This is a genomic window from Bradyrhizobium sp. (genome assembly GCF_036009065.1).
Classification (GTDB): Bacteria; Pseudomonadota; Alphaproteobacteria; order Rhizobiales; family Xanthobacteraceae; genus Bradyrhizobium.
Genome location: NZ_DASYMN010000170.1, coordinates 1 through 24,714, shown reverse-complemented (window position 1 = coordinate 24,714; position 24,714 = coordinate 1). Strand labels below are relative to the sequence as shown.

21 protein-coding genes and 1 pseudogene are annotated in these 24,714 nt (G+C 63.6%); 16 read left to right on the top strand and 6 right to left on the bottom strand.

From position 1 onward, the window contains the following. Nucleotides 1–27 precede the first annotated feature (27 nt). Both VGP39_RS10250 and VGP39_RS10245 read right to left on the bottom strand, forming a co-directional pair. Complete coding sequence (locus tag VGP39_RS10250) at nt 28–1,221, bottom strand: acetyl-CoA C-acyltransferase (protein ID WP_327567991.1); 1,194 nt, start codon at nt 1,219–1,221, stop codon at nt 28–30. Between the two features lie 227 nt (nt 1,222–1,448). Further along, the gene (locus VGP39_RS10245; protein WP_327567990.1) at nt 1,449–2,342 is read right to left on the bottom strand and encodes an N-acetylmuramic acid 6-phosphate etherase; all 894 of its coding nucleotides are present in this window, start codon (nt 2,340–2,342) and stop codon (nt 1,449–1,451) included. Between the two features lie 262 nt (nt 2,343–2,604). Here VGP39_RS10245 and nagA point away from each other — a divergent pair, with 262 nt between their 5' ends. From nagA to VGP39_RS10225, 4 genes and pseudogenes are all read left to right on the top strand, one after another. Further along, entirely contained in the window at nt 2,605–3,771 is a 1,167-nt protein-coding gene (gene nagA / locus VGP39_RS10240; RefSeq protein ID WP_327567989.1) for an N-acetylglucosamine-6-phosphate deacetylase, read from the top strand. A gap of 120 nt (nt 3,772–3,891) precedes the next feature. Then, on the top strand, nt 3,892–5,250 hold the full coding sequence (locus VGP39_RS10235; RefSeq protein WP_327567988.1) for a cytochrome c: 1,359 nt from the start codon (nt 3,892–3,894) through the stop codon (nt 5,248–5,250). Then, nucleotides 5,247–5,741 (top strand): (2Fe-2S)-binding protein, encoded by a 495-nt coding sequence (locus VGP39_RS10230; RefSeq protein WP_327567987.1) that lies wholly within the window; start codon nt 5,247–5,249, stop codon nt 5,739–5,741. Before VGP39_RS10235 ends, VGP39_RS10230 begins: the two co-directional genes overlap by 4 nt. Beyond that, a pseudogene (locus tag VGP39_RS10225) lies at nt 5,738–7,964 on the top strand (molybdopterin cofactor-binding domain-containing protein). Before VGP39_RS10230 ends, VGP39_RS10225 begins: the two are co-directional and overlap by 4 nt. Here the strand turns inward: VGP39_RS10225 and VGP39_RS10220 are convergent. Next, on the bottom strand, nt 7,961–8,737 hold the full coding sequence (locus VGP39_RS10220; RefSeq protein WP_327567986.1) for an enoyl-CoA hydratase: 777 nt from the start codon (nt 8,735–8,737) through the stop codon (nt 7,961–7,963). The pseudogene VGP39_RS10225 and the gene VGP39_RS10220 overlap by 4 nt on opposite strands. Nucleotides 8,738–8,916: 179 nt before the next feature. On the opposite strand from VGP39_RS10220, the gene VGP39_RS10215 reads away from it, so the two are divergent. From VGP39_RS10215 to VGP39_RS10165, 11 genes are all read left to right on the top strand, one after another. Beyond that, a complete protein-coding gene (locus VGP39_RS10215) occupies nt 8,917–9,555 on the top strand; it encodes a TetR/AcrR family transcriptional regulator (RefSeq protein ID WP_327567985.1) in 639 nt (212 codons plus the stop codon). A gap of 141 nt (nt 9,556–9,696) precedes the next feature. Further along, a complete protein-coding gene (locus VGP39_RS10210) occupies nt 9,697–11,193 on the top strand; it encodes a CoA-acylating methylmalonate-semialdehyde dehydrogenase (protein ID WP_327567984.1) in 1,497 nt (498 codons plus the stop codon). Between the two features lie 35 nt (nt 11,194–11,228). Then, a complete protein-coding gene (locus tag VGP39_RS10205; RefSeq protein WP_327567983.1) occupies nt 11,229–11,459 on the top strand; it encodes a hypothetical protein in 231 nt (76 codons plus the stop codon). After that, on the top strand, nt 11,402–11,884 hold the full coding sequence (locus VGP39_RS10200) for a type II toxin-antitoxin system VapC family toxin (protein ID WP_327567982.1): 483 nt from the start codon (nt 11,402–11,404) through the stop codon (nt 11,882–11,884). Before VGP39_RS10205 ends, VGP39_RS10200 begins: the two co-directional genes overlap by 58 nt. After that, a complete protein-coding gene (locus VGP39_RS10195) occupies nt 11,881–13,029 on the top strand; it encodes an isobutyryl-CoA dehydrogenase (protein ID WP_327567981.1) in 1,149 nt (382 codons plus the stop codon). The genes VGP39_RS10200 and VGP39_RS10195 overlap by 4 nt, the downstream gene beginning before the upstream one ends. Continuing rightward, complete coding sequence (locus tag VGP39_RS10190) at nt 13,026–14,117, top strand: enoyl-CoA hydratase/isomerase family protein (protein ID WP_327567980.1); 1,092 nt, start codon at nt 13,026–13,028, stop codon at nt 14,115–14,117. Before VGP39_RS10195 ends, VGP39_RS10190 begins: the two co-directional genes overlap by 4 nt. A 28-nt stretch (nt 14,118–14,145) precedes the next feature. After that, the gene (mmsB, locus tag VGP39_RS10185; protein ID WP_327567979.1) at nt 14,146–15,036 is read left to right on the top strand and encodes a 3-hydroxyisobutyrate dehydrogenase; all 891 of its coding nucleotides are present in this window, start codon (nt 14,146–14,148) and stop codon (nt 15,034–15,036) included. A 6-nt stretch (nt 15,037–15,042) separates the two neighbouring features. Beyond that, nucleotides 15,043–16,779 (top strand): AMP-binding protein, encoded by a 1,737-nt coding sequence (locus tag VGP39_RS10180; RefSeq protein ID WP_327567978.1) that lies wholly within the window; start codon nt 15,043–15,045, stop codon nt 16,777–16,779. Between the two features lie 3 nt (nt 16,780–16,782). Next, complete coding sequence (locus tag VGP39_RS10175) at nt 16,783–17,262, top strand: MaoC family dehydratase (RefSeq protein WP_327567977.1); 480 nt, start codon at nt 16,783–16,785, stop codon at nt 17,260–17,262. A 53-nt stretch (nt 17,263–17,315) separates the two neighbouring features. Continuing rightward, nucleotides 17,316–18,233: an SDR family NAD(P)-dependent oxidoreductase gene (locus VGP39_RS10170; RefSeq protein WP_327567976.1), complete on the top strand. Its 918-nt coding sequence runs from the start codon at nt 17,316–17,318 to the stop codon at nt 18,231–18,233. A gap of 78 nt (nt 18,234–18,311) precedes the next feature. Beyond that, nucleotides 18,312–19,583, top strand: coding sequence for a TIGR03862 family flavoprotein (locus tag VGP39_RS10165; protein ID WP_327567975.1), 1,272 nt, complete (start codon nt 18,312–18,314; stop codon nt 19,581–19,583). A gap of 45 nt (nt 19,584–19,628) precedes the next feature. On the opposite strand, the gene VGP39_RS10160 is transcribed toward VGP39_RS10165, so the two are convergent. From VGP39_RS10160 to VGP39_RS10150, 3 genes are all read right to left on the bottom strand, one after another. After that, nucleotides 19,629–20,711, bottom strand: a complete 1,083-nt coding sequence (locus VGP39_RS10160) for a D-TA family PLP-dependent enzyme (protein ID WP_327567974.1) — start codon at nt 20,709–20,711, stop codon at nt 19,629–19,631. A 134-nt stretch (nt 20,712–20,845) separates the two neighbouring features. Then, nucleotides 20,846–22,657 (bottom strand): ABC-F family ATP-binding cassette domain-containing protein, encoded by a 1,812-nt coding sequence (locus tag VGP39_RS10155; protein WP_327567973.1) that lies wholly within the window; start codon nt 22,655–22,657, stop codon nt 20,846–20,848. Nucleotides 22,658–22,672: 15 nt separating this feature from the next. Next, complete coding sequence (locus VGP39_RS10150; RefSeq protein WP_327567972.1) at nt 22,673–23,152, bottom strand: YaiI/YqxD family protein; 480 nt, start codon at nt 23,150–23,152, stop codon at nt 22,673–22,675. Between the two features lie 160 nt (nt 23,153–23,312). Between VGP39_RS10150 and VGP39_RS10145 the strand changes: the two genes are divergently transcribed. Continuing rightward, the gene (locus VGP39_RS10145; RefSeq protein WP_327567971.1) at nt 23,313–24,113 is read left to right on the top strand and encodes a hypothetical protein; all 801 of its coding nucleotides are present in this window, start codon (nt 23,313–23,315) and stop codon (nt 24,111–24,113) included. Nucleotides 24,114–24,714 lie beyond the last annotated feature (601 nt).

The window sequence follows — 24,714 nt, the reverse complement described above, 5'->3', positions numbered from 1 at the left end:
AAAATATAATACGACATGCAGGAAGCGTTAGTGGACGATCCGTTGTATGGCGATGGCGGTGGCTTCGCCGCCGCCGATGCAGAGCGACGCGACGCCGCGCTTCAGGTCATGCGCTTCGAGGGCATGGAGCAACGTCACGATCAGCCGCGCGCCGGTGGCGCCGATGGGATGGCCGAGCGCGCACGCGCCGCCATTGATGTTGAGTTTTTCCCTGGGAATGCCGAGATCGCGCGCCGCCGCCATCGCGACCACCGCAAAAGCCTCGTTGATCTCGAACAGGTCGACATCGCCGGCGCTCCAGCCGGTCTTTTCCAGCAGCTTGCGGATCGCCGGGATCGGCGCGGTGGTGAACCACTGCGGCTCCTGGCTGTGAGTGGCGTGACCCATGATCTCGGCCACGATCGGAAGCCCGTCGCGCTCGGCAATCGAGCGCCGCGTCAGCACAAGGGCTGCCGCGCCGTCCGCATTCGCCGAAGAGGCCGCCGGCGTGATGGTGCCGTTCGGGCGGAACGCCGGCTTCAGGTTCGGAATTTTGGCGGGATCGACTTTCAGCGGATGTTCGTCATTCGCGATTTCCCTTATCCCGACCTTTTCCTTTACCGCGATCGGCGCGATCTCCTTCCTGAACGCGCCGCCTTCCACCGCCTTGCGGGCGCGCGTCAGCGTTTCCATCGCGTATTCGTCCTGGTGCTTGCGGGTGAACTGGTAGGCTTCGGCGGTGGCTTCGCCGAAATCGCCCATCGAGCGGCCGGTCTCATAGGCGTCCTCGAGGCCGTCCATCAGCATGTGGTCGATGATGCGGTCGTGGCCGACCCGGTAGCCGCCGCGCGCCTTACCCAGCAGGTAGGGCGCGTTGGTCATGCTCTCCATGCCGCCGGACAGCACGATATCGGCCGAGCCTGACTTGATGATGTCGTGCGCCAGCATGGTCGCCTTCATGCCGGAGCCGCAGACCTTGTTGATGGTGGTGGCGCCGGTCGAATCCGGCAGTTTTGCGCCGCGCGCGGCCTGCCGTGCCGGGGCCTGGCCCTGTCCGGCCGGCAGCACGCACCCCATGAACACTTCGTCGATGCGGTCCGGCGTCAGTTTTGCGCGCTCCACGGCGGCGCCGATGGCGTGCGAGCCGAGGTTATGCGCGCTGAACGGCGACAGGTCGCCCTGGAACCTGCCGAGGGGAGTGCGCACTGCGGATACGATGACGACCGGATCGGTAACGGACATGGCGGGGACTCCTCGGTTTGGCGCCCGGATTTATTTGGATGATATCCATCATATGATGCGCTGCAAAATTTGCAACCGGCGCGCCGAATAAATTGTCGTGAGGCTGCTTTCCCTCTCCCTAGCGGAAGAGGCCGGGGCGCATCGTCAGATGCGAGCGAGTGTCCCAAGTACGGTGGCCGAAGGTCTCTATGCTCCCTCTCCAACAAGGGGAGAGGGGTTCGGTCCGCTCATTTCGCATCATGGACCAACTCGTCGATAACCGCTCTCAGATTGCCCTCGTGCCTAAGCAATGCCTCCACGGCGTCGGCCTGTTCCCATCCGAGGGCCAGCAACACGGCAATTTTGACGTCGCCCTCGGCGCGCTGAACAAATTGGGCGGCGTCATTCTCGTCACATCCCACGATCTGGCTGACGATGATCTGCGCACGGCGCAGCAGCTTGGCGTTGCTTGCGCGCATGTTCACCATGAGGCCCCGATAGACCCGGCCCAGCTTTACCATGACGGCTGTGGAAAACAGATTGAGGACGATTTTTTGCGCCGTTCCGGCTTGCATCCGCGTCGAGCCTGCGAGCACCTCGGTGCCGGTCTCGATCAATATCCTGTGGCGCGCCAGTGCGAAAAGCGGCGCGCCGCGGTTGTTCGCCACTGCGATCGTGAGCGCCCCCCGTGCTCCCGCCGCACGCAGGGCGCCGATCGTGAACGGCGTCGTGCCGCTCGCGGCCACAGCCATAACGACGTCGTGTTGATCGACACCGGCGCGCGCGATTGCTTCCGCGCCTTTTTCCTCGTTGTCTTCGGCGCCTTCGACGCTCTGCAACACCGCTTGCATTCCGCCAGCCATCACGAAAACGATGCGATCGCTGGGCCAATCATAGGTCGGACGCAGCTCTGCGCCATCCTGAATGGCGATGCGCCCGGAGGTACCGGCGCCTACATAGACCAGACGGCCGCCGCGCCTGAGCGCCGACGCGGCGTCATCAACGGCGGCATTTATCGCCGGCAGGGCCGGCCGGACCGCCGCGCATGCGACAAGCTGGCCGTCATACATGGCCGCGGTCATGTCGCTGGTCGACCACGAATCCAGGTCGACGAACCGCGGACTTATGTGCTCAGTCAGCATGTCTGCGCGCCTCTAAGGCGACTCGTGCTTCCGCCGGCAACGCCAGCATAGAACGGGGCCTGGTCCGATGATTTGTATTTGCTCATCTAGTTACTCGCAAAGCGCGGCGATACCTGCGCGAACGTTCCGGCTGCACCTTTCCGGAACGTTTGGTAGGCCCCTGAGTTCCGCTTTTGTCGCGGTGTCCCGGGCTTCGAGCAGTTGCGCCCTTCGTTCAAGGGATGGATCGGACCTGCTAGGTGACCAGTGAGGAAGTGAGGCGATGGGTCCACAAACAGCCGAACACGCGCCGGGGCAGCAGACGGCAATTTCGGCGGACCGTATTTTCGATGGCTATCGATGGCACAACGACGCGGTGATCCTGATCGATCAAGGACTGGTCCTGTGCGTGCAGCCGCGTGATCGTGCAGGCGGCGGGCCAACGGAAGTCATGCCGCCTGGAACGCTGCTTGCGCCGGGCTTTATCGACCTGCAGATCAACGGGGGCGGCGGCATTCTTCTCAATGATAGCCCGACGCCGGAAGCGATGCGCGCCATTGCCCGGGCACATCGCCGCTACGGCACCACAAGTTGTCTGCCTACCCTGATCAGCGATAGCCGTTCGAAGATGAAAACCGCAATTGCTGCCGCAAAATCATCGGCCGGCACTGACGGTATCCTCGGTCTTCACCTCGAAGGTCCGTTCATCAGTCCCGCGCGTCCCGGCATTCACCGCCGCGACCTTATCCTATCTGCGACAAGGGAGGATCTGGATTGGCTCGTAGAACTGGCCGCAGTCGGATCGTCGCTGGTGACCCTGGCGCCGGAATGCGTACCCGGCGGATTTATAAAAACTCTCGCTTCGAGCGGAATCCGCGTTTCGGTTGGTCACAGCGAGGCAACTTCCGACACTTTGTCGGCGGCCATCGTGGACGGGCTTAGTGGAGTTACGCACCTCTTCAACGCAATGCCCGCCATGAGCGCCCGCGAACCGGGGATTGTCGGTGTGGCCTTGACCGACGCACGTCTCACAGCCGGGATCATTCTCGACGGTATCCATGTCGATCCACTCGTTGCGCGGGCCGCCTTTGCAGCGAAGGATCGCACCAACATCGCCCTTGTCAGCGATGCGATGCCCACGGTTGGCACGGAGCAGGACCATTTTGACCTGATGGGGAGGCGGATCCATTTGCGCAACGGCCGACTCGTTTCGGAACAAGGAACGCTGGCCGGCGCCCATCTCAACATGGCATCGGCCGTCAAAAATGCAGTAACGCTGATCGGGATTTGCCTCGATGACGCGCTTCGCGCGGCTTCACTGGTCCCGGCACGGTTTTTGGGAATCGAGCACCATCGCGGCGCGCTGCGCGCCGGGGCCCGAGCAGACATCGTCGCACTAACAGCAAATCTTGATGTGGTTGCGACCTGGATGGCGGGGAAACGGGCGTAAGGTGCGAGCGAAGAAATAGCAGGCCGCAATCGGCCCGCTATCTTTAGTGAAGCGCTGGCCATCAGCATTCATGCTAGAACAACGCCGTCACAGGCGGCCCAAGGCGATCACGGCAGACCGATGGCATCTTCGCGGATCATAGTGGGCGTCATCGCCTGCATCGTGGCTGCCGGCGCGATCGCCGCGGTTGCGGTCACCTGGCGCTCGCCGATTGCCGTGATCGAGCCGCCCGCGCCGCAATCCTTCGATCCGGCGCTGGTTCGGCGCGGCCGTGATCTTGCGGCGATCGGCAATTGCGGCGATTGCCACACGCTGCGCGGGGCCAAGGATTTTGCCGGCGGTTTTCCGGTGCCGACGCCGTTCGGCACGATCTATTCCTCCAACATCACGCCGGATGCGGAGACGGGGATCGGGCGCTGGAGCGAAGCTGCGTTCCGCCGCGCCATGCGGTCGGGCGTCGACCGCGACGGCCGGCACCTTTATCCGACCTTCCCCTACGATCACTTCATCAACGTCTCCGACGAAGACGGCCGCGCGCTTTATGCCTATCTGATGACGCGGCAGCCGGTTCATGCGCGGCCCCGCGCCAACGAGCTGCCGTTCCCGCTCGATCAGCGTTTTTTGATCGCAGGCTGGAAACTGCTTTTCCTGCATCGCGCGGCATATCAACCCGACGCCACGCAGAGCGCGGAGTGGAACCGCGGCTTCTATCTGGTTGAAGGATTGGCGCATTGCGGCGCTTGCCACACCCCGCGCAATGCGCTGGGCGCGGAACGAAAGAGCGCGCAATACGCCGGCGGCGAGGCCGAACACTGGCATGCCTATGCGATCAACGGCCAGTCTCCGGCGCCGGTGCCGTGGAATGCCGATGCCTTGTTCGCGTATCTTCGGAACGGCTGGCATCCCGATCACGGCGTCGCGCGCGGGCCGATGGCGCAGGTGGTCAGCAATCTGTCGTCGGTGCCGGAAAGCGAAATCCGCGCCATCGCAGCCTATATGGCCGGCGTGTTCGGTGCGCCGACGCCGGATCGCAAACGCCGGGCCGATGAGGTGCTGACGCAGGCCAGATCGGCATCGCCGCCGCCTGATGACGCAACTCCCGGCGCATCGATCTACGCCGCGGCTTGCGCCGGCTGCCATGAAGCCGACAGGCCGCCGCCCTATGGCGGGGTCAACCTGCGCCTCTCTACGGCGATCAGCAGCCCCGATGCCCGCAATGCCGCGAACACCGTGCTTTCCGGCGTAGGTCCGGTGGAGGGCGAACGCAGCCCGATCATGCCCGGTTTCGCCGCCAGCATGGACGACCGGCAGATCGCGGCATTGTTGAGTTATCTGCGCGCGCGCTTCAGCAACGCGCCGGCCTGGTCCGGCGTTGAGAAAACCGTCGCGGATGCACGGGGCGGCCAGGCGCTATTTCTCCAGACCTCGGCGGGGCCGACGAGCGCCCCCACCGATCCAGCGCAGCGAGGCAAGCCATGATGACATTGAAGGTCAACGGGCGGGATCACCGCATCGATGCCGACCCGGACACCCCGCTGCTCTATGTGCTGCGCGAGGATCTGAAGCTGAACGCCGCCAAATTCGGCTGCGGCCTCGGGCAATGCGGCTCCTGTACGGTGATCGTCGATGGCAAGGCGGTGCTGTCCTGCGTCACGCCGCTGCTGCTGCTCGAGGGCAAGCAGGTTACCACGCTGGAAGGGCTCGGCAGCATCGAGGCGCCTTCGCCGATCCAGCGCGCCTTCATCGAAGAGCAGGCGGCGCAATGCGGTTACTGCATCCCGGGAATGATGATGCAGGCGCAGGCCTTGCTGCAGCGGAATTTGCGGCCGAGCGATGAGCAGATTCGCGCCGCGCTGGAGCCGAACCTGTGCCGCTGCGGCACGCATATGCGCATCTTGCGCGCGGTGCATCGCGCCGCGGCTCTGATGCAGACCGCGGATGCCTCGACGGCCCAGGGGAGCGCACAATGAACCCCCCCGTCGTTCTCGATCGCCGCCGCGTGCTCACCGGCGGTGGCGCGCTGATCGTCCGCTTCTCGCTCGGCAATGCCTTCGCGCAGGATCAAGCGCTGCCTGCTGCTGCGCAAAATCCCCCCGGCAGTTTGAAGCAGGCGCCATTTCTCGACTCCTGGATCCGGATCGATGCCGACGGCAGCATCACCGTATTCACCGGCAAGGCCGAACTCGGCCAGGGTTTTAAGACGGCGTTTCAGCAGATCGCCGCCGAGGAGCTCGAGGTTGCCTTTGCATCGCTGAAGGTCGTCACGGCCGATACCAAGTTTACGGCCAACGAAGGCTACACGTCCGGCAGCAACTCGATGAAGGACAGCGGCACCGCTGTTCAGAACGCCGCGGCGCAGGTGCGCGAACTCCTGGTCGCGGAAGCGGCGCGGCGTTTCGGTCTGCCGGCAGAAAATCTCCGCACCGAAAACGGAGAGGTGATTGCTCCGGACGGCCGGCGCCTGCGCTATGGCGATCTGGTCGCGGCCGAGACGCTTCATGTGCAGGCGCAACTGACATCGAAACTGAAGGACCCTGCGACGTTCAAGGTGTTGGGCCAATCGGTGCCCCGCGCCGACATTCCGGCCAAGGTCACCGGCGGCGCGGCCTATGTCCAGGACATCCGGCTGCCGGGCATGCTGCACGCCCGCGTCGTGCGCCCGCCGAGCTACGGAGCGCAGCTCATCGAATGCGACACCGCCGCGGTGGAAAAACTGCCCGGCGTCGTCAAGGTGGTACGCGATGGCAATTTCCTCGCCGTCGTGGCGGCGAAGGAGTTTTGGGCGATCAAGGCGATGAACGCGCTGTCGGCGGCCGCAAAATGGCGTGAAACCGCCGCCTTGCCGAAGCAGGACGATCTGCCGAACGTGCTGACGAGCCTGCCGTCGCAGGATGCGACCATCTTCCAGCAGGGCAATCCGGCGTTCGCCGGCCGGACCCTTGAGGCCAGCTACACGCGGCCGTACCAGGCGCATGGATCGATCGGGCCATCCTGCGCGGTGGCGCAATTCGCCGATGGCGCGATGACGGTGTGGACCCACACGCAGGGTGTCTACCCGGATCGTCAGGGCATCGCCGAAATGCTGAAAATGCCGCCGGCGAATGTGCGCTGCATTCATGTCGAAGGCTCCGGCTGCTACGGCCACAATGGCGCCGACGACGCCGCGGCGGACGCAGCCCTGATCGCGCGCGCATTGCCCGGCACGCCGGTTCGCGTTGCAATGGACGCGCGAGCAGGAGCATGCCTGGGAGCCCTTCGGACCCGCGATGGTGACGAGAGCGAAGGCGTCGCTGGATAGCGATGGCAGGGTATCAGACTGGAATTTCGAGGTCTGGAGCAACACCCATTCGACGCGCCCGGGCGGCGCCGGATCGATGCTGGCCGCCCAGCATATGGCGCAGCCATTCGCACCGCCGGCGCCAAGACCGCTGCCGCTGCCGGAAGGCGGTGGCGATCGCAACGCCATCCCGATCTACAAATTTTCCAACGCGCAGGTGGTGCATCATTTCATTCCCGCAATGCCGCTGCGGATTTCGGCGCTGCGGGCGCTCGGCGCCTATCACAACGTGTTCTCCATCGAGAGTTTCATGGACGAACTCGCAGGCGCAGCCGGGGCCGATCCCGTCGAGTTCAGGCTGAAACATCTTGAGGATGCGCGCGGGCGCGATGTGATCAACAAGGCGGCGCAGGCGTTCGGATGGCGGAAGGACCAGAGAGCGCCGCCGGATCGCGGCTTCGGTTTTGCCTTTGCCCGCTACAAGAATCTGGCGGCCTATTGCGCCGTCGCCAGCGAAGTGGAAGTAAACCGACAGAGCGGACGACCGCGCCTGGTGCGCGCGGTCGCGGCCGTCGACAGCGGGCAGGTGGTCAATCCGGACGGGCTGATCAACCAGATCGAAGGCGCAATTCTGCAGTCGATGAGCTGGACGCTCTACGAAAGCGTCGCGTTCGACGACACGAGGATCACCAGCATCGACTGGCAGACCTATCCGATCCTGCGATTCAACGCGGTCCCCGACAGCATCGCGGTCCACATCATCAACCGGCCGGGCCAGCCTTTCCTTGGCAGCGGTGAAACCGGGCAAGGACCAGCCGCGGCCTCGATCGCCAATGCAATCGCCAACGCCACCGGCAAACGGCTGCGCGATCTGCCGCTGACGCGCAAGCGGATCAGGGACGCGATGGATGCCTAGGCTTGCCGCTTGCGATCCAAAAATCCCTGCATCAGCCGGCGTGGTTCGTCGGTGAGAAACGACTGGCCAAACACGCCGATCGAGAGGTTGACCGACTCGCCAAGCGGGAGCTCTTCCCATTGCTTCAATAGCGCTTTCTGCGAGCGCAGCGCCTCCGGCCCGCATTCCAGCAACGCTGCCACCGTGCTCTCGACTGCGGCGTCGAGGCCGCCCTGCGGCGCTACCGCATCGACAAGGCCCCAGCCAAGCGCCGTCGGCGCGTCGATGGTCGCCGCCGTCATGATCAGCCAGCGGGCGCGGCCCCATCCGATCAGCCGCGGCAGCAATGCTGCGTGGATCACGCTGGGGATGCCGACCTTGACCTCCGGCATGGCGAATTTGGCGTCATGCGCCGCGATCCGGAAATCGCAGGCTGCTGCGAATTCGAGCCCGCCGCCGAGGCACCAGCCGGGGATCCGCGCGATGACAGGCGCCGGAAACGCCCGCGCCGCTTCGCAGAGATCGCGAAGACCGGTGATGAATTTCTCCGCGGAGGCCTGATCGAGCTTGGCCATTTCCTTGATGTCCGCGCCGCCGATCATGCTTCTCTCGCTCTGACCGGCAATAATCAGCGCGCGAATTCCGCGTTCCGCAGCCAGCACGTCGAGACCCTCGCGGACGCCCTCGATTGCGGCGGAACCGAGGATATTGAGCGGGCCGGCGTTGCAGATGGTCAAGCGAACGACGCCGCGGGGATCGCGGTCGACGCCGCAATAGGGATTGATCATCTGCATGGCTGGTCCCGGGTCGTGCGGTATCAATTTTCGAAGGAGCACTTCCCGGCCAAACCAGCGGCTTGTCAAGTGTCGCCAATCGGACTCTGTGGCAGGAATCGCGATGCCTCCGTAAATAGATGCAGCTTTTCCTTGCCGTTTTCGTTATTATATGACCCCGAACATCTTATGGGATGCCGATGCGCTATTCGAAGGACCACAAGCTCGAAACCCACGCCAGAATCGTGAAGAAGGCCTCGGTGCGGCTTCGCGAGCGGGGAGCGCATGGCATCGGCGTCGCCGACCTGATGAAGGACGCAGGCCTCACCCATGGCGGATTCTACGCGCATTTCGATTCGCGCGAAGCGCTGCTGATCGAGGCGTTTGCCTATGCCATGGATCGATCGACGGATCGCTGGCGCAAGCTTGCGGAGCAGACGTCGCCGGACAAGCGCCTCGCCACCATCGTGGATTCCTATCTGACGCCGACGCATCGCGACGACCTCGGCCATGGCTGCACCATTCCGGCCTTGAGCGCGGAAATCGCCCGCGAGAGCCCGAAAACCCGCAAGGCCTTCGCGGTCAAGCTGGAACAGATGGTCGACATCCTCGCCGAGCAGATTCCGGATGTTCCACGCAAGGCCGCGCGAAAGCAGGCGATGGCGTCGCTGGCGACCATGATGGGCACGCTGGTGCTGGCGCGCGTCGCCGGCGGCGGCGAGTTTTCCGACGACATTCTGGGCGCCGGGCGCGAGGCGGTGCTGGATCGCGTGGCGGCGGCGAAAGCGGGCGCGAAGAAAGTAGCGGGCAAGAAAGCTTCGGTGCCAGCGCGGCACTGACATCGCTCGCATACGCCATTGGTCGTAGGTCCGGAAATACCGCATTTCGCAATTCGGCCGCGCCTAGAATCCCTTTCCAAATGCCGTAAAGCCTGCAAGATGCCGCAAACCGGCATCTGCAAATAAGCTCTGGAGGAACCCATGCGCTCAATCGGACATTTCATCGGCGGCCGTGAGGTCAAGGGTATATCCGGCCGCACGGCCGACGTATTCGAGCCGATGACCGGCGATGTGCAGGCCAAGGTGGACCTTGCCTCCAAGGCGGAAGTGCGCGCGGCGGTCGAGAACGCCAAGGCCGCGCAGCCGGAGTGGGGCGCGACCAACCCGCAGCGCCGCGCCCGGGTGATGATGAAGTTCCTTGAACTCGCGCAGCGCGATTACGACAAGCTCGCCGACCTCTTGGCGCGCGAGCACGGCAAGACGGTTCCCGACGCCAGGGGCGATATCCAGCGCGGGCTTGAGGTGGTGGAATTCGCCTGCGGCATTCCGCATTTGATGAAGGGCGAATACACCGAAGGCGCCGGCCCCGGCATCGACATCTATTCGATGCGGCAGCCGCTCGGCGTGGTCGCCGGCATCACGCCGTTCAATTTCCCGGCGATGATCCCGATGTGGAAATTCGCGCCCGCGATCGCCTGCGGCAATGCGTTTATCCTGAAACCTTCGGAGCGCGACCCCGGCGTGCCGATGGCGCTGGCCGCGCTGATGATCGAGGCTGGGCTGCCGCCGGGCATCCTCAATGTCGTCAACGGCGATAAGGAAGCTGTGGATGCGATCCTCGACGATCCCGATATCCGCGCCGTCGGCTTCGTCGGCTCCTCGCCGATCGCGCAATACATCTACGAGCGCGCCGCCGCCACGGGAAAACGCGCGCAATGTTTCGGCGGCGCCAAGAACCACGCCATCGTGATGCCCGACGCCGACATGGACCAGACCGTCGATGCGCTGATCGGCGCCGGCTACGGTTCGGCCGGGGAACGTTGCATGGCCATTTCGGTTGCCGTGCCCGTCGGCAAGACCACGGCCGACCGGCTGATGGAGAAGCTCATTCCACGCGTCGAAAGCCTGAAGATCGGCACCTCGATCGATCCGTCCGCCGATTACGGCCCGCTGGTGACCAAGGCCGCGCTGGAGCGCGTCAAGAATTATGTCGAGATCGGCATCCAAGAGGGCGCCACGCTTGCGGTCGATGGCCGCAGTTTTAGGATGCAGGGCTACGAGAACGGGTTTTATATGGGCGGCTGCCTGTTCGACAACGTGACAAAAGACATGCGCATCTACAAGGAAGAGATTTTCGGCCCAGTGCTCTCGGTAGTGCGCGCGCACGACTATAATGAAGCGCTGGCGCTGCCGTCCGACCACGACTATGGCAATGGCGTCGCGATCTTCACCCGCGACGGCGACGCCGCGCGCGACTTTGCGGCGAAGGTCAATGTCGGCATGGTCGGTATCAACGTGCCGATCCCGGTGCCGATCGCTTATTATACCTTCGGCGGCTGGAAGAAATCCGGCTTCGGCGACCTCAACCAGCACGGCCCGGACTCGATCCGCTTCTACACCAAGACCAAGACCGTCACCGCGCGCTGGCCCTCCGGCGTCAAGGAAGGCGCGGAGTTCTCGATTCCGACGATGAATTGAGGTAATACTCAAGGGAGTGGTCCCGGAGAATGCTAATGTCAGAGACAGAGACACGCAGCAGCCGCCTAGCGGAACTTGATGCTGCATTCGAGGAGCGCGCGCGCGCGAATGGACGCACATTCGAACAAGAGGTTGAGGAAGTACTCAAGCGCAAAGAAAAGTTTACCCCGAAAGAGCGTGCGGCAGTGTCGCGCTATTTCCATTCCCGATGCAAAGGCATTCAGCCCTCCCTGACGCTCGACGAGATCAGAGAAGGGTTGATGTGAGGACGTGGTTCGTCGATGCAAGCGTGGCCGTTAAGTGGCTTGTCCTTGAAGACTTGTCCGATCTGGCGAGAGAATTGTCCGGCACGCGAAGTAATCTTGTCGCGCCGCGGCTGATTGTAACTGAAATTGCCAACGCGCTTGTACGCAAGATGATGCAGGGGATGCTTACGGCTCACGAAGCGAGGCATCATTTTGCCGGGCTTTCGGTGTTTCCGCCCGATCTTATCGATGTCGATGACCTAATCGAGCCTGCCCTGAAAAACGCCTGCGCACTTCGACATCCGATCTACGACCTGATCCATCTTGAAGTAGCCCGTCGTCTCGATGTGCAGCTCGTTACCGCCGATCGCAGGTTCGCCGCAAAGCTTGCCGGCACTGACTTTGCTCGCCATGTAACCTTGCTCTCCGACTGGCAGTCAACATGAGCCACTTCACCCTCAACGAGGACCAGATCGCGGTTCGCGACATGGCGCGGGAATTCGCCGCGGAGAAAATCGCGCCGCATGCGGTCCGCTGGGACGAGGACAAGTTCTTTCCGGTCGAGGTGATGCGCGAGGCGGCGCAGCTCGGAATCGGTGGCGTCTATATTCGCGACGATGTCGGCGGCTCTGGCTTGAGCCGGTTCGACGCGGCGCTGATCTTCGAGGCGCTGGCGCTGGGCTGCCCGACGGTGTCGGCGTTCATCTCGATCCACAATATGGCATCCTGGATGATCGACGCCTACGGCTCCGACGCGCAGCGCCACAAATGGCTGCCAAAACTCTGCACCATGGAATTGCTGGCGAGCTATTGCCTGACCGAGCCGGGCTCCGGCTCGGACGCGGCGGCGCTGCGCACCCGCGCGGTGCGCGATGGCGACCATTATGTGCTGAATGGCCAAAAGCAATTCATCTCCGGCGCCGGCAAGGGCGACCTCTATGTGGTGATGGTGCGGACCGGCAATGACGGGCCCGGCGGCATCTCGACCCTGGTGATTGAGGGCGACACGCCGGGGCTTTCCTACGGAATCAATGAACGCAAGATGGGCTGGAACGCGCAGCCGACCCGCGCGGTGATTTTCGAGAATGCGCGCGTTCCCGTCGCCAACCGGCTTGGCGACGAGGGCATCGGCTTCAAGATCGCGATGGCCGGGCTCGACGGCGGGCGCATCAACATCGCGGCGTGCTCGCTCGGCGGCGCGCAATGCGCGCTCGACAAGTCGCTGGCCTACATGAAAGAGCGCAAGGCGTTCGGTAAACGGCTCGACGAATTCCAGGCGCTGCAGTTCCGTCTCGCCGACATGGCAACCGAACTGGAGGCGGCACGGACCTTCGTCTGGCGCGCCGCCGCGGCGCTCGACCGCAAGGACGCGGATGCCACCATGCTGTGCGCCATGGCGAAACGGTTCGGCACCGATGTCGGCTTCGAGGTCGCCAACCAGGCGCTGCAGCTGCACGGCGGCTATGGCTATCTTAGCGAATACGGCATTGAGAAAATCGTGCGCGACCTGCGCGTGCACCAGATCCTTGAAGGCACCAACGAGATCATGCGGCTGATCGTCTCGCGAAAACTGATCGAGGGCGCCCGATGAGTGGCGCCACCGCATCGCAAAGTCCGGAGCCCGACCTGATCATGCGGCGCGAGGGCGCGGCGGGCGTAATTCGCCTCAACCGGCCGAAGGCGATCAATGCCGTGACGCTGGAGATGTTTCGCGATGTCGACAGGGCGCTCGACCGATTCGAGGCCGATCCGGCGGTCGGCTTGATTCTGCTGGAGGGCGCGGGCGAGCGCGGCCTGTGCGCGGGTGGCGACATCCGCGCGCTTTATGAGAGTTCGCGGGTAGCGGGCGATCTCGGCAAGATCCTGTGGCGCGAGGAGTACATCCTCAACGCCCGCATCGCGAAATTCCCAAAGCCCTATGTGGCCTTGATGGATGGCATCGTGATGGGCGGCGGCGTTGGCCTCGCCGCGCATGGCAGCCATCGCGTGGTGACCGACAGGACAAAGCTCGCGATGCCCGAAGTCGGTCTCGGCTTCTTTCCGGATGTCGGCGGAACCTGGCTGCTGTCGCGCGCGCCGGGCGAAATCGGCGCCTATTTTGGGTTGACCGGGCAGACCATGAACGGCCCCGACGCCGTCTATGCGGGATTCGCCGATGCCGTCGTGCCGGCCGCAAAGCTTGCCGGCTTGCGTGAGGCGCTTACGAAGGTTCGTGCCGGCGCAAGTTCTGCTGACGTGAAAGCCCTGATCGACGGCTTTGCGACCGGCGAGACCGCCGGGCCCGTCGCCGCGCTTCAGTCGCGCATCGACAACTGGTTCGCGCATGACAGAATGGAAGATATTTTTGCGGCGTTGCAACGCGATGGTTCTGAATTGGCGTTGGCGACGCTCAAGACGTTGAATGAGAAATCGCCGCGCGGCATGGTCGTCACGCTCAAGTTGCTGCGGTTGGCGCGGAAATCGTCATCCTTGGAAGATTGCCTGGTGCGCGAATATCGCGCCGCGCTCGAGGTATTCGCCAGCGACGATTTTCGCGAGGGTGTGCGCGCAGCGGTGATCGACAAGGACCGCAGCCCAAAATGGTCGCCGCAGCGGATCGAGGATGTCACGCCGGAGATGCTTGCGCCTTACTTCGCTAGTCTTGGCAAAGGCGAGCTCGTGTTTAATAGATCAAATTAGAAACTCCTGACCGGAGGGAGCACACCTCATGGCTACAATCGCATTCATCGGCCTCGGCAACATGGGCGGGCCGATGGCCGCCAATCTCGTCAAGGCGGGACATAAGGTTGTTGGATTCGATCTGGTCAAGAGCTCGCTTGATCAGGCCAAAGCTGACGGCGCCACCATTGCGGACAGCGCGGCGGCGGCGGTGAAGGGCGCTGACGTCGTCATCACCATGCTGCCCGCGGGCAAGCATGTCGTTTCGGTGTGGAGTGACATCATTCCGTCGGTCGCTAAAGGCGCGCTGATGATCGATTGCTCGACCATCGATGTGGAAAGCGCGCGTCGGGCGCATGCGCTTGCGGGCAAGGCATCGGTGCTTTCGGTCGATGCGCCGGTGTCCGGTGGCACCGGCGGCGCCAAGGGTGCAACGTTGACCTTCATGGCCGGCGGCGACGACAAGGCGTTTGCCGCGGCGAAACCGGTTCTGGAGGCCATGGGTAAGAAGATCGTGCATTGCGGCGAGGGCGGCGCGGGGCAGGCGGCGAAGATCTGCAACAATATGATCCTCGGCATTTCGATGATCGCGGTCGGAGAAGCGTTCGCCTTGGCGGAGAAGCTGGGGTTGTCGCATCAGGCGCTGTTCGACGTCTCGTCGACCTCGTCGGGGCAATGCTGGGCGCTGACGAGCTATTGCCCGGTGCCGGGGCCGGTGCCGGCCTCGCCCGCGAACAACGGCTACAAGCCGGGATTCGCGTCGGCCTTGATGGTGAAGGACCTCACCCTGGCGCAGGACGCGGCCAATGCGGCGGGCGCCGCGACGCCGCTGGGAAAACATGCGCAGGAAATCTACGAGGCGTTCGATGCCGCAGGAAATGGCGGGGTCGATTTCTCGGGCATCATCCAGCATGTGCGTGGGCTCGCCGGAAAAAGCTGACAACCGATGACGACATTCAAGGAAGCCCGCGCATTCCTACTGAAGCACCGCACCGACTACGATACAACGGTCGCGGATTTCCGTTGGCCCGATCCGGTCGACTTCAACTGGGCGCTGGACTGGTTCGATGCGGAGCTGGCGCGCGACGCCGACAGCAAGAGCCGCACGGCGTTGTGGATCGTCGACGCCGGCAGCAATAAGGAAAGCAAGCTCTCGTTCGAAGCGTTATCCCGTCGTTCGAACCAGGTCGCAAATTTCCTCCGCGCGAAAGGCGTCAAGCGTGGCGACCATCTGTTGCTGCTGCTCGGCAATGTCATCCCGTTGTGGGAGACCATGCTGGCATCGATCAAGCTCGGCGTGGTGGTGATTCCAGCCACCACGCTGCTGACCCCGGATGAACTGCAGGATCGACTCGATCGCGGCCGCGCTAAAGTAGTGGTGGCGACGCAGGATCAGGTCGCGAAATTCGCTGGCCTTGGCGGCGGCGATCTCACACGTGTTGTCGTCGGTGCGTCTTCGGGACATGAGGGTTGGCTGCCGTTCGAGCAGGCCTCGGAGTTTCCGGAAACCTTCAGACCTGACGGACCGACGCATGCCGACGATCCGATGCTGCTGTATTTTACGTCAGGCACCACCGCAAAACCAAAACTGGTGCGGCACAGCCAGCGTAGCTATCCGGTCGGCGGGCTCTCGACCATGTACTGGCTCGGGCTGCAGCCCGGCGATATCCATCTCAACATTTCCTCGCCGGGCTGGGCCAAGCACGCCTGGAGCTGTTTTTTCGCGCCATGGAATGCCGGCGCCACGGTGTTCGTGGTCAACCAGCCGCGCTTCGACGCCAAGGGGCTGCTCGCGACCATCGGGCGCTGCGGCGTCACCACCCTGTGCGCGCCGCCGACGGTGTGGCGGCTGTTCATCCAGGAGAAGCTTGCGACCTTCAAGGTGTCGCTGCGCGAGGTCTGCGGCGCCGGCGAGCCGCTCAATCCCGAAGTGATCGATCAGGTGGAGGCCGCGTGGGGCCTCACTATCCGCGACGGCTACGGCCAGACTGAAACCACGGCGCTGGCCGGCAACTCGCCGGGCCAGAAAGTAAAAATCGGATCGATGGGCCGGCCGTTGCCGGGCTACCGCGTGCAGATCACCGACGGTGATGGCCACGTCACCAAGGAGGGCGAGGTCACGCTGGTGCTAGGCGCTGATCGCCCCGCCGGCCTGATGCAGGGCTATCAGGGCGACAACGGCACACTCAGCGGCGCCGATGGAGATCTTTATCGCAGCGGCGACGTGGTATTCGCCGACGACGAGGGCTATCTGACTTTCGTCGGCCGCTCCGACGACGTGTTCAAATCGTCGGACTATCGCATTAGCCCGTTCGAGCTGGAGAGCATCCTGCTCGAGCATGAATCGGTCGCGGAGGCGGCCGTCGTGCCCAGTCCCGACCCGATCCGCCTTGCGATCCCAAAAGCCTATGTACTGCTGGTGGCGGGCAAGGAGCGCTCGTCCGCCACTGCGCTGTCGATCTTCCGCCATCTGCATGCGCGGCTGGCGCCGTTCAAGCGCATCCGGCGCATCGAACTCGTGACGGAATTGCCCAAGACGATCTCGGGCAAAATCCGCCGAGTGCAGCTTCGCCGCCTCGAACACGACAATGATCGCGGCGACGCGCTGCGCGGACAGGAGTTTCGCGAAGAGGATTTCCCGGAGTTGCAAAAGGTGCGGACGGCCGGATCGGCGGAGAACTGACGAATGAACGAAGTCTGGAAGAAGCCGCCGATCTCGCTGGAGGCCTACCAAAACATGGTGGGTAAGGAGGTCGGCGTATCGTCCTGGCACGTCGTCGATCAGAAGCGGATCGACGTCTACGCCGATGTGATCGAGGACCATCAATTCATCCATATCGATCCCGAACGCGCCAAACGCGAAACACCATTCGGCACTACGGTAGCGCATGGGTTCCTGACCATGTCGCTGATGAGCATCATGTCGTACGAGGTGATGCCGGTCATCGAGGGCACCACGATGGGAGTCAACTACGGTTTCGACAAACTGCGCTTCCTTTCACCGGTGCGTTCCGGCTCGCGCGTGCGCGGCCGGTTCACCCTGATGGAAGCGCGGTTGCGAAAACCGACGGAACTGCTGTCGCGCACCAGCGTCAGCGTCGAGATCGAAGGCGAGACCAAGCCGGCGATCGCGGCCGACTGGCTGGGGTTGATTTATTTTGCGTAATATTTCACCCGTCATGGCCATGACGAAAGACTCAACATCCGGGAAATCTACGCATGACAATCAGGTTTGACGGACGCGTCGCCATCGTCACCGGCGCGGGCAATGGGCTTGGACGCGCGCATGCGCTGGGACTTGCAAGCCGCGGCGCCAAGGTCGTGGTCAACGATTTCGGCGGCGGGCGCGACGGCACCGGCGGATCGCTGACGCCGGCCGAAGCCGTGGTCGAGGAAATCAAAAAGGCCGGCGGCGAGGCGATGGCTGACGGCGCCGATGTCTCGAATTACGAGCAGGTCACGGCGATGGTCGCCAAAGCCACCGAGAAATGGGGCAGCGTCGATCTGCTCTGCGCCAATGCCGGCATCCTGCGCGACAAGTCCTTCGCCAAGATGGAAATCGCCGATTTTGCCAAAGTGCTGGACGTGCATCTCACCGGCACCTTCTATTGCTGCAAGGCGGTGTGGGACGGCATGCGCGAGCGCAATTTTGGGCGCATCGTCGTCACCACATCGTCGTCGGGTCTTTACGGCAACTTCGGCCAGGCCAATTACGGCGCGGCCAAGACCGGTATGATCGGCCTGATGAACGTGCTGGCCGAGGAGGGCCGCAAGACCGACATCCGCGTCAACATGATCTCGCCGACCGCGGCGACGCGGATGACCGAGGAACTGCTGCCGCCGCAGGCGCTGGCGCTGATGAAGCCGGAAGCGATCACGCCGGCGGTGCTGTTCCTGCTTGCCGAAGACGCGCCGACCCGCACCATCATGGGCGCGGGTGCCGGCTCCTTTGCGGTGATCAGGATCCTGGAAACCGAAGGCATCAACCTCGCCGAAGCCGACTGGACTCCTGATGCGATCGCGGAGCATTTTGCGGAGATCGGCGACATGTCGACGGCGAAGGCACTGGAAGGCGCGTTCCAGCAGACGCAGAAATATGTCGCGCAGGCGGCAGCGAGGGCGGGCGTGAAGCTATGACACCGTCAGTGCGAGGCGCGTAGCGACGAGGCAATCCAGTGTTGGCAGACCGCACTGGATTGCTTCGCTTCGCTCGCAATGACGAGTTATATGTTCGCGATGACGTCGCATTTTCCAGAAGTCGCAATTATCGGTGCCGGCCCCGCCGGGCTGATGGCCGCTGAAACGATCGCGCAGAGAGGCTGCGCGCGCGTAACGGTCTACGACGTGATGCCGTCGGCGGGCCGCAAGTTTCTGATGGCCGGACGCGGCGGGCTCAATCTCACCCACAGTGAAGCGCTGCCGGAATTTCTGCAGCGTTATGGCGCTGCCAAATCGCATCTTGCGCCCGCGATCGAGACATTCCCGCCGGACGCGTTGCGCGCCTGGAGCGAGGCGTTAGGGCAGCCGACCTTTGTCGGTTCCAGCGGACGGGTGTTTCCGAAAGCCTTCAAGGCATCGCCGCTGCTGCGGGCATGGTTGCGGCGGCTCGATGCGATGGGAGTGCGGCTGGTGTTGCGGCATCGCTGGAGCGGCTGGAACAACGACGGGCAGTTGCAGTTTCAAACGCCAGACGGACAGCGCGCCGTTGATGCACGTGCGACGGTATTGGCGCTCGGCGGTGCGAGCTGGCCACGGCTCGGCTCCGATGGCGCGTGGGTTGAGACGCTGGTTGCGAAAGGGGTCGCGGTATCGCCGCTGCGCGCGGCGAACTGCGGATTCACGGTTTCGTGGTCCGAGGTCTTCCGCAATCGCTTCGAGGGTCATCCGCTGAAAGGTGTGATGCTGTCGTTTGGGCCCCATTGCACGCGCGGTGAAGCCATGATCACGCGAGCAGGTATCGAAGGCGGTGCGGTTTATGCGTTGTCGGCCAACTTGCGCGAAGCGATCATTGCGACGGGTGAAGCAACCTTGAATATCGCATTGCGTCCAGATCTCGAATCGAGCGACCTGATCGCGCGATTGTCTGCGCCAAAGGGCAAACAGTCATTTTCAAACTGGCTGCGCAAGGCGGCGCGCCTTTCTCCGGTCGCCATCGGACTGTTGCAGGAGACGGCACTTGCATCGGACGTCTCGCTGCCGTCGTTATCGCCGGCAAACCTCGCCGGCTTGATCAGGGCGGTGCCGATCAAGCTCAATGGCGTTGCCCTGATGGCGCGTGCGATCTCGGCCGCGGGTGGGATATCGTTCGACGAACTCGATGCGGACTTCATGATCCGCCGCTTGCCCGGCGTGTTCGCCGCCGGCGAGATGCTGGATTGGGAAGCGCCGACCGGCGGCTACCTGCTGCAGGCGTCGTTCGCGACCGGCGCCGCGGCGGGAAGGGGCGCGCTGAAGTGGCTTGAGAAGCGAATGGCGAGTAGCGAATAGCGAGTAGAGATTTTCCCTATTCGCCATTCGCTACTTCCTATTCGCCTACCGCAGCTTCCCCCGCGCCGCGACCGGCAGCGTGCCCAAAATCTCGTTGCCGCGCACCATCACCACCTCGTCCATCATGTTGACGACGACGCAGACGTGGTTCGGCACGATGCGCACCACGTCGCCGACAGCGGGCCGGGTGTTGCTGCGCGCGAGGTCGAGGAAACCATGCTCCTCGGCGAAACGCGCGATCTTCGCCTCGGGGTGCTCGAGGATCAGCCCGTGACCGTCCAGTCCGCCTCCTGTGTCGGAGGTCAGCGTCTTGGATCCGGCGTCCAGAATGCCGCGGTCGGGGCCGGCGCGGCTCACCACCGTCGCATAGATGGTGAGCGCGCAATCGTCCCAACTGGCGACGCCGGCCGTGACCTGCATGCGGTCGTTGTAGATGTAGGTGCCGGGCCGATGTTCGGTGGCGCCCCTGAGTTTGCCGACGTTTTTCAGGTTCGGCGTGCCGCCGGTCGACACCATCGCCGCATCGAGCCCGTGCGCGCGCACGCCGGCCAGCGCCTCGTCGTAAAAGCGCTGCGCCTCGGCCCAGCCGGTTTCGGTCGGATACAGCATGAAGCCCGCGAACGTCAGTCCGCTGGACGCCGCGATCTCGCGCGCCAGCGCGACCGCTTCGGCGGGCGTTTCCACCCCGGCGCGCTTGCGTCCGGTGTCGCATTCGACCACTACCGACAGCGGACGACCACTCAGCGCCGCCGCCTGTGGCAGCCCGGCGATGACGGTTGAATTGTCGGCGGCTACCGTCATGTTCGCTTTGGCCTGCAGGCTGGCTAACCGCGCCATCTTCTCGTCGCCGATCAGATTGTAGCTGATCAGGATGTCGTCGATCCCGGCGTCCGCCATCACCTCGGCTTCGCCGAGTTTTTGGCAAGTGATGCCTTTGGCGCCGGCGGCGATCTGCATTTTGGCCAGCATCGGGCTCTTGTGGGTCTTTATGTGCGGCCGGTTGGCGACCCCCGCTGCATCGCAGGCGGCTTGGATCCGCGCGATGTTGCGCTCGACACGGTCCATGTCGATGACGGCGGCCGGCGTGCCGTAATCTCGGGCGATTTTCACGGCGAGGGGTGTGGTCATCAATATCTCATATCTCACACAAATTCAGAACAAAACACGCTTCGTCATGGCCGGGCTTGTCCCGGCCATCCACGTCTTCACTTTAGACCAACAAGAAAGACGTGGATGCCCGGCACAAGGCCGGGCATGACGAGCTATGCTTGTTCGATCTCTTCGCGGAGCATTTCGAGCTCCAGCCATTTGTCTTCGGCCTGCTGCAGTTCCTTTTGCGCCGTCGCAAGCGCATCGGAGGCGGTATCGAACTTCTTGCGGTTCTTCTTGTAAAGATCGGGATCGTCCAGATGTCGCTGCTGTTTTGCGATTTCAGCCTGCAGTTTGGCGATGGTCTTGGGCAGCGTCTCCAGCGCGTGCTTCTCGTTGAAATTGAGCCGCCGCTTGGCAGCGCCCGAAGGCGCGCCGCCTTTGGGGGTCTTGCCGGTCTCGACAGCGGCAGCTTTCACCGCTTCGCGCTTCAGATCGGCGCCGCGCTGCGCCAGCATGTCGGTATAGCCGCCGGCATATTCGATCCAGCGGCCGTCTCCATCAGGCGCGATCACCGACGTCACCACGCGGTCGAGAAAATCGCGGTCATGGCTGATCAGGATCACGGTGCCTTCATAGTCGCCGAGCATCTCCTCAAGCACGTCGAGGGTTTCGAGGTCGAGATCGTTGGTCGGCTCGTCCAGCACCAGCAGGTTGGACGGTTTTGCCAGCGCGCGCGCCAGCATCAGCCGTCCCCGTTCGCCGCCGGACAGCACTTCCAGCGGCGTTCGCATCTGCTCCTGCGCAAACAAAAAATCCTTCATGTAGCTGACCACATGCTTCGGCTTGCCGCCGACCATCACATTGTCGCTGCCGCCGCCGGTCAGGGCGTCGGCCAGCGTCGATTTCGGATCGAGGCTTTCGCGATGCTGGTCCAGCGTCGCCATCTCGATATTGGCGCCGAAGCGGATGCTGCCGGCATCGGGCGGATTGGCGCCGGTCAGCATGTCGATCAGCGTGGTCTTGCCGGCGCCGTTGGGCCCGACCACGCCGATGCGGTCGCCGCGCTGGACGCGGATCGAAAAATTTTCGACGATTCTGCGGTCGCCATAGGTCCGGCTGATATTCTTCGCCTCGATGATCAGCTTGCCGGATTTTTCTGCCTCCGCAGCCGCCAGATTGGCGTTGCCGGCGGCACCCCGATAATCGCGGCGCGCTTCGCGGAGCGCATGGAGATTGCCGAGCCGCTTGACGTTGCGCTTGCGGCGGCCGGACACACCGTAGCGCAGCCAATGCTCCTCCATGACGATCTTGCGGTCGAGTTTGTGCTGGTCGCGCTCTTCCTCGGCCAGCACTTCGTCGCGCCAGGCTTCGAATGCGTTGAATCCGCGATCGATCTGCCTGATCTGGCCGCGATCCAGCCAGGCGGTCGAGCGCGACAGGTTCGACAGGAAGCGGCGGTCATGGCTGATGATGACCAGCGCGCCGCGGCGGCCGGCGAGTTCGCTTTCCAGCCATTCGATGGTGGTGAGATCGAGATGGTTGGTGGGCTCGTCGAGCAGCAGGATGTCGGGCGAGGGCGCCAGCACCCGCGCCAGCGCCGCGCGGCGTGCCTCGCCGCCGGAGATTTGCGCAGGGTCTTCGTCGCCGTGAAGCCCAAGCTGCTCCAGGATGAAGCGCGCCTGATAATGATCATCGCCGGGGCCGAGGCCGGCTTCGACATAAGCGAGCGTGGTGGCGTGACTGGCGAAATCCGGCTCCTGCGGCAGATAGCGGATGGTGGCGCCGGGCTGCACGAAGCGGCTGCCCTTGTCCGGCTCGACCAGACCGGCCGCGATCTTCAAGAGCGTCGATTTGCCCGAGCCGTTGCGGCCGATCAGGCAGACGCGTTCTTCGGCGGAAACCGACAACTCGACACCCGACAACAGCGACGTGCCGCCGAACGTCAGCGCGATGTCTTTCAACTGAACCAGCGGAGGCGCCATATCTAGTACTATTCTCTACTTCTGTTGTTGTCCGCGCTGGATGCGGCGGATGGTCCGGTCGAGCGCCGACAGGAACGCCGAGCGGTCGCGCGGCGCAAAAGATCTGGGTCCGCCGGTGATTTCGCCGGATGAGCGCAGGTCGGTCATCAGATTGCGGACCGCGAGCGTCATTCCGATCGATTGCTCCGTGAACGGTTTGCCGTTCGGCGCGATCACCTCGGCACCGGCCTTCACGCAGCGGCTCGCCAGCGGGATATCGGAGGTAATGACGATATCGCCCTTTCCGGCGCGTTCCGCGATCCAGTCATCGGCGGCATCCATCCCGGAACCAGCGGCGATGCGCTCGATCATCGGATGCTGCGGCACGCGGATGAATTGGCCGGCAACGACGCTGACCGGCAGCTTGTGACGCTCGGCGACGCGGTAGATTTCGTCCTTCACCGGACAGGCGTCGGCGTCGACATAGATGCGGGTGGCGTTCAAGGAAGGCGTCATCGATTTGGGGTTTTGGCCTGGGTGCGCATCGAAGCGGATGCGCGTGGTACCTCAAAGATCAGGGAATTGCGAGCGAAACACGGCCGGAACATGCTTGCCACTGCGCTTTCTTTACGTAGCATGTCGAGGCAAGCAAGACCAAAGGCCGGAGGAAACGTTGATGACCAGCCGCATCGAGCCATACCGCGTTTCGGCCTACAACACCGCCAAACAGTCCGAAAACAAGATGCACGACGACACCGTGGCGCGGCGGTTCGGATTCAGCGGCGGCCTGGTGCCCGGCGTCGACGTGATGGCTTACATGATGCACCTGCCCGTCGCGAAATGGGGCCGCGGCTTTCTTGAGCGCGGCCTGATCGCGGCGCGCTTCGTCAAGCCGGTCTATGACGGCGAAACGGCCGATGTTACCGGCGAGGAAAAGGATGGTGTATTGACGATTGCCGTCGAGAGCCGCGGCCAGCTCTGCGCGACGGGGAGCGCAACGCTGCCGACGGCAGCGCCTTCGTTGTCATTGACGGATTTCAGCGAAGCCGCGCCGGTGGCCGAGCGCCGGCCGGTCGATGCGATGTCGTATCAACTCGGCAAATGGCTCGGTACCGTGCCACGCGCATGGGCCGGCGACGCGGCCAGCGAATATCTCGCCGACGTGCGCGAGGTCGATCCGATCTTTGCGAAGGAGGGGTTTTCGCATCCTGGCCTGTTTCAACGGGTCATGAACAAGGTGTTGGTCGACAACGCCATCCTCGGCCCATGGATCCATGTCGGCAGCCGGATGCAGCTTCTGGCGGCGGCGCGCAGCGGCGACGAATTGACCGCGCGCGCCAGGGTGACGGCGAACTACGAGAAGAAGGGCCACCGCTTCGTCGAACTGGACGCGCTGGTCGTCGCCAATAGCCGCACCCCGGTCGCGCATTGCCAGCACATCGCGATCTACCAGCCGCGCGAACAGGCGGCGGCGTGAGTTCGTCATTGCCGGGCTTGACTCTACAAGAGTCACACATCTCGAATTCGACTCTAGAGCAATGACTTAAACACCGTCGTCATACGCGGGCTTGACCCGCGTATCCATCCATCTTCGCAAGAGTCTTCAAAAGAAGATGGATTGCCGGGTCAGGCCCGGCAATGACGCCGAGAGATGTGTGAATCTCGTAGGGCTTGCCCGCTTGCGCGGCCGAAGCCGCTTCAGGCGTAGGCCCGGCAATCCATCATTTTCGAAAGAGTCGTCGAAGCCTCGTAGCTCGGATGGAGCGCAGCGAAATCCGTGGGATCGCAAATGCCGAAGCGTTGATCCCGGATTGCGCTGCGCTCCATCCGGGCTACGAATTACGACTGATCTGTAGATTCAAACAGCCAAACTTCCGCATTCTCGCGGCGCAATGCGTCCGAGGTTTGCCAGTCCCTCGCGAACCCAAGCGAGGGGGTGGAGCGGCGGGAGGCGCCAGGGCACCAACGGGCACCCCTTGAGGCGGGATTAACGTACCCACCTCGCGCGGCAAGGCACCGCGCGCGCCCAAGGCTAGGCGCAGCGCCTCCCGGCGCTCCACCAACCAGGCCATCGACCG

Excerpts from the sequence above, each read along its gene's own strand:
- VGP39_RS10250 (WP_327567991.1), bottom strand. The coding sequence starts at position 1,221 with ATGTCCGTTACCGATCCGGTCGTCATCGTATCCGCAGTGCGCACTCCC.
- VGP39_RS10245 (WP_327567990.1), bottom strand. The coding sequence starts at position 2,342 with ATGCTGACTGAGCACATAAGTCCGCGGTTCGTCGACCTGGATTCGTGG.
- nagA (WP_327567989.1), top strand. The coding sequence starts at position 2,605 with ATGGGTCCACAAACAGCCGAACACGCGCCGGGGCAGCAGACGGCAATT.
- VGP39_RS10235 (WP_327567988.1), top strand. The coding sequence starts at position 3,892 with ATGGCATCTTCGCGGATCATAGTGGGCGTCATCGCCTGCATCGTGGCT.
- VGP39_RS10230 (WP_327567987.1), top strand. The coding sequence starts at position 5,247 with ATGATGACATTGAAGGTCAACGGGCGGGATCACCGCATCGATGCCGAC.
- VGP39_RS10220 (WP_327567986.1), bottom strand. The coding sequence starts at position 8,737 with ATGCAGATGATCAATCCCTATTGCGGCGTCGACCGCGATCCCCGCGGC.
- VGP39_RS10215 (WP_327567985.1), top strand. The coding sequence starts at position 8,917 with ATGCGCTATTCGAAGGACCACAAGCTCGAAACCCACGCCAGAATCGTG.
- VGP39_RS10210 (WP_327567984.1), top strand. The coding sequence starts at position 9,697 with ATGCGCTCAATCGGACATTTCATCGGCGGCCGTGAGGTCAAGGGTATA.
- VGP39_RS10205 (WP_327567983.1), top strand. The coding sequence starts at position 11,229 with ATGTCAGAGACAGAGACACGCAGCAGCCGCCTAGCGGAACTTGATGCT.
- VGP39_RS10200 (WP_327567982.1), top strand. The coding sequence starts at position 11,402 with ATGCAAAGGCATTCAGCCCTCCCTGACGCTCGACGAGATCAGAGAAGG.
- VGP39_RS10195 (WP_327567981.1), top strand. The coding sequence starts at position 11,881 with ATGAGCCACTTCACCCTCAACGAGGACCAGATCGCGGTTCGCGACATG.
- VGP39_RS10190 (WP_327567980.1), top strand. The coding sequence starts at position 13,026 with ATGAGTGGCGCCACCGCATCGCAAAGTCCGGAGCCCGACCTGATCATG.
- mmsB (WP_327567979.1), top strand. The coding sequence starts at position 14,146 with ATGGCTACAATCGCATTCATCGGCCTCGGCAACATGGGCGGGCCGATG.
- VGP39_RS10180 (WP_327567978.1), top strand. The coding sequence starts at position 15,043 with ATGACGACATTCAAGGAAGCCCGCGCATTCCTACTGAAGCACCGCACC.
- VGP39_RS10175 (WP_327567977.1), top strand. The coding sequence starts at position 16,783 with ATGAACGAAGTCTGGAAGAAGCCGCCGATCTCGCTGGAGGCCTACCAA.
- VGP39_RS10170 (WP_327567976.1), top strand. The coding sequence starts at position 17,316 with ATGACAATCAGGTTTGACGGACGCGTCGCCATCGTCACCGGCGCGGGC.
- VGP39_RS10165 (WP_327567975.1), top strand. The coding sequence starts at position 18,312 with ATGACGAGTTATATGTTCGCGATGACGTCGCATTTTCCAGAAGTCGCA.
- VGP39_RS10160 (WP_327567974.1), bottom strand. The coding sequence starts at position 20,711 with ATGACCACACCCCTCGCCGTGAAAATCGCCCGAGATTACGGCACGCCG.
- VGP39_RS10155 (WP_327567973.1), bottom strand. The coding sequence starts at position 22,657 with ATGGCGCCTCCGCTGGTTCAGTTGAAAGACATCGCGCTGACGTTCGGC.
- VGP39_RS10150 (WP_327567972.1), bottom strand. The coding sequence starts at position 23,152 with ATGACGCCTTCCTTGAACGCCACCCGCATCTATGTCGACGCCGACGCC.
- VGP39_RS10145 (WP_327567971.1), top strand. The coding sequence starts at position 23,313 with ATGACCAGCCGCATCGAGCCATACCGCGTTTCGGCCTACAACACCGCC.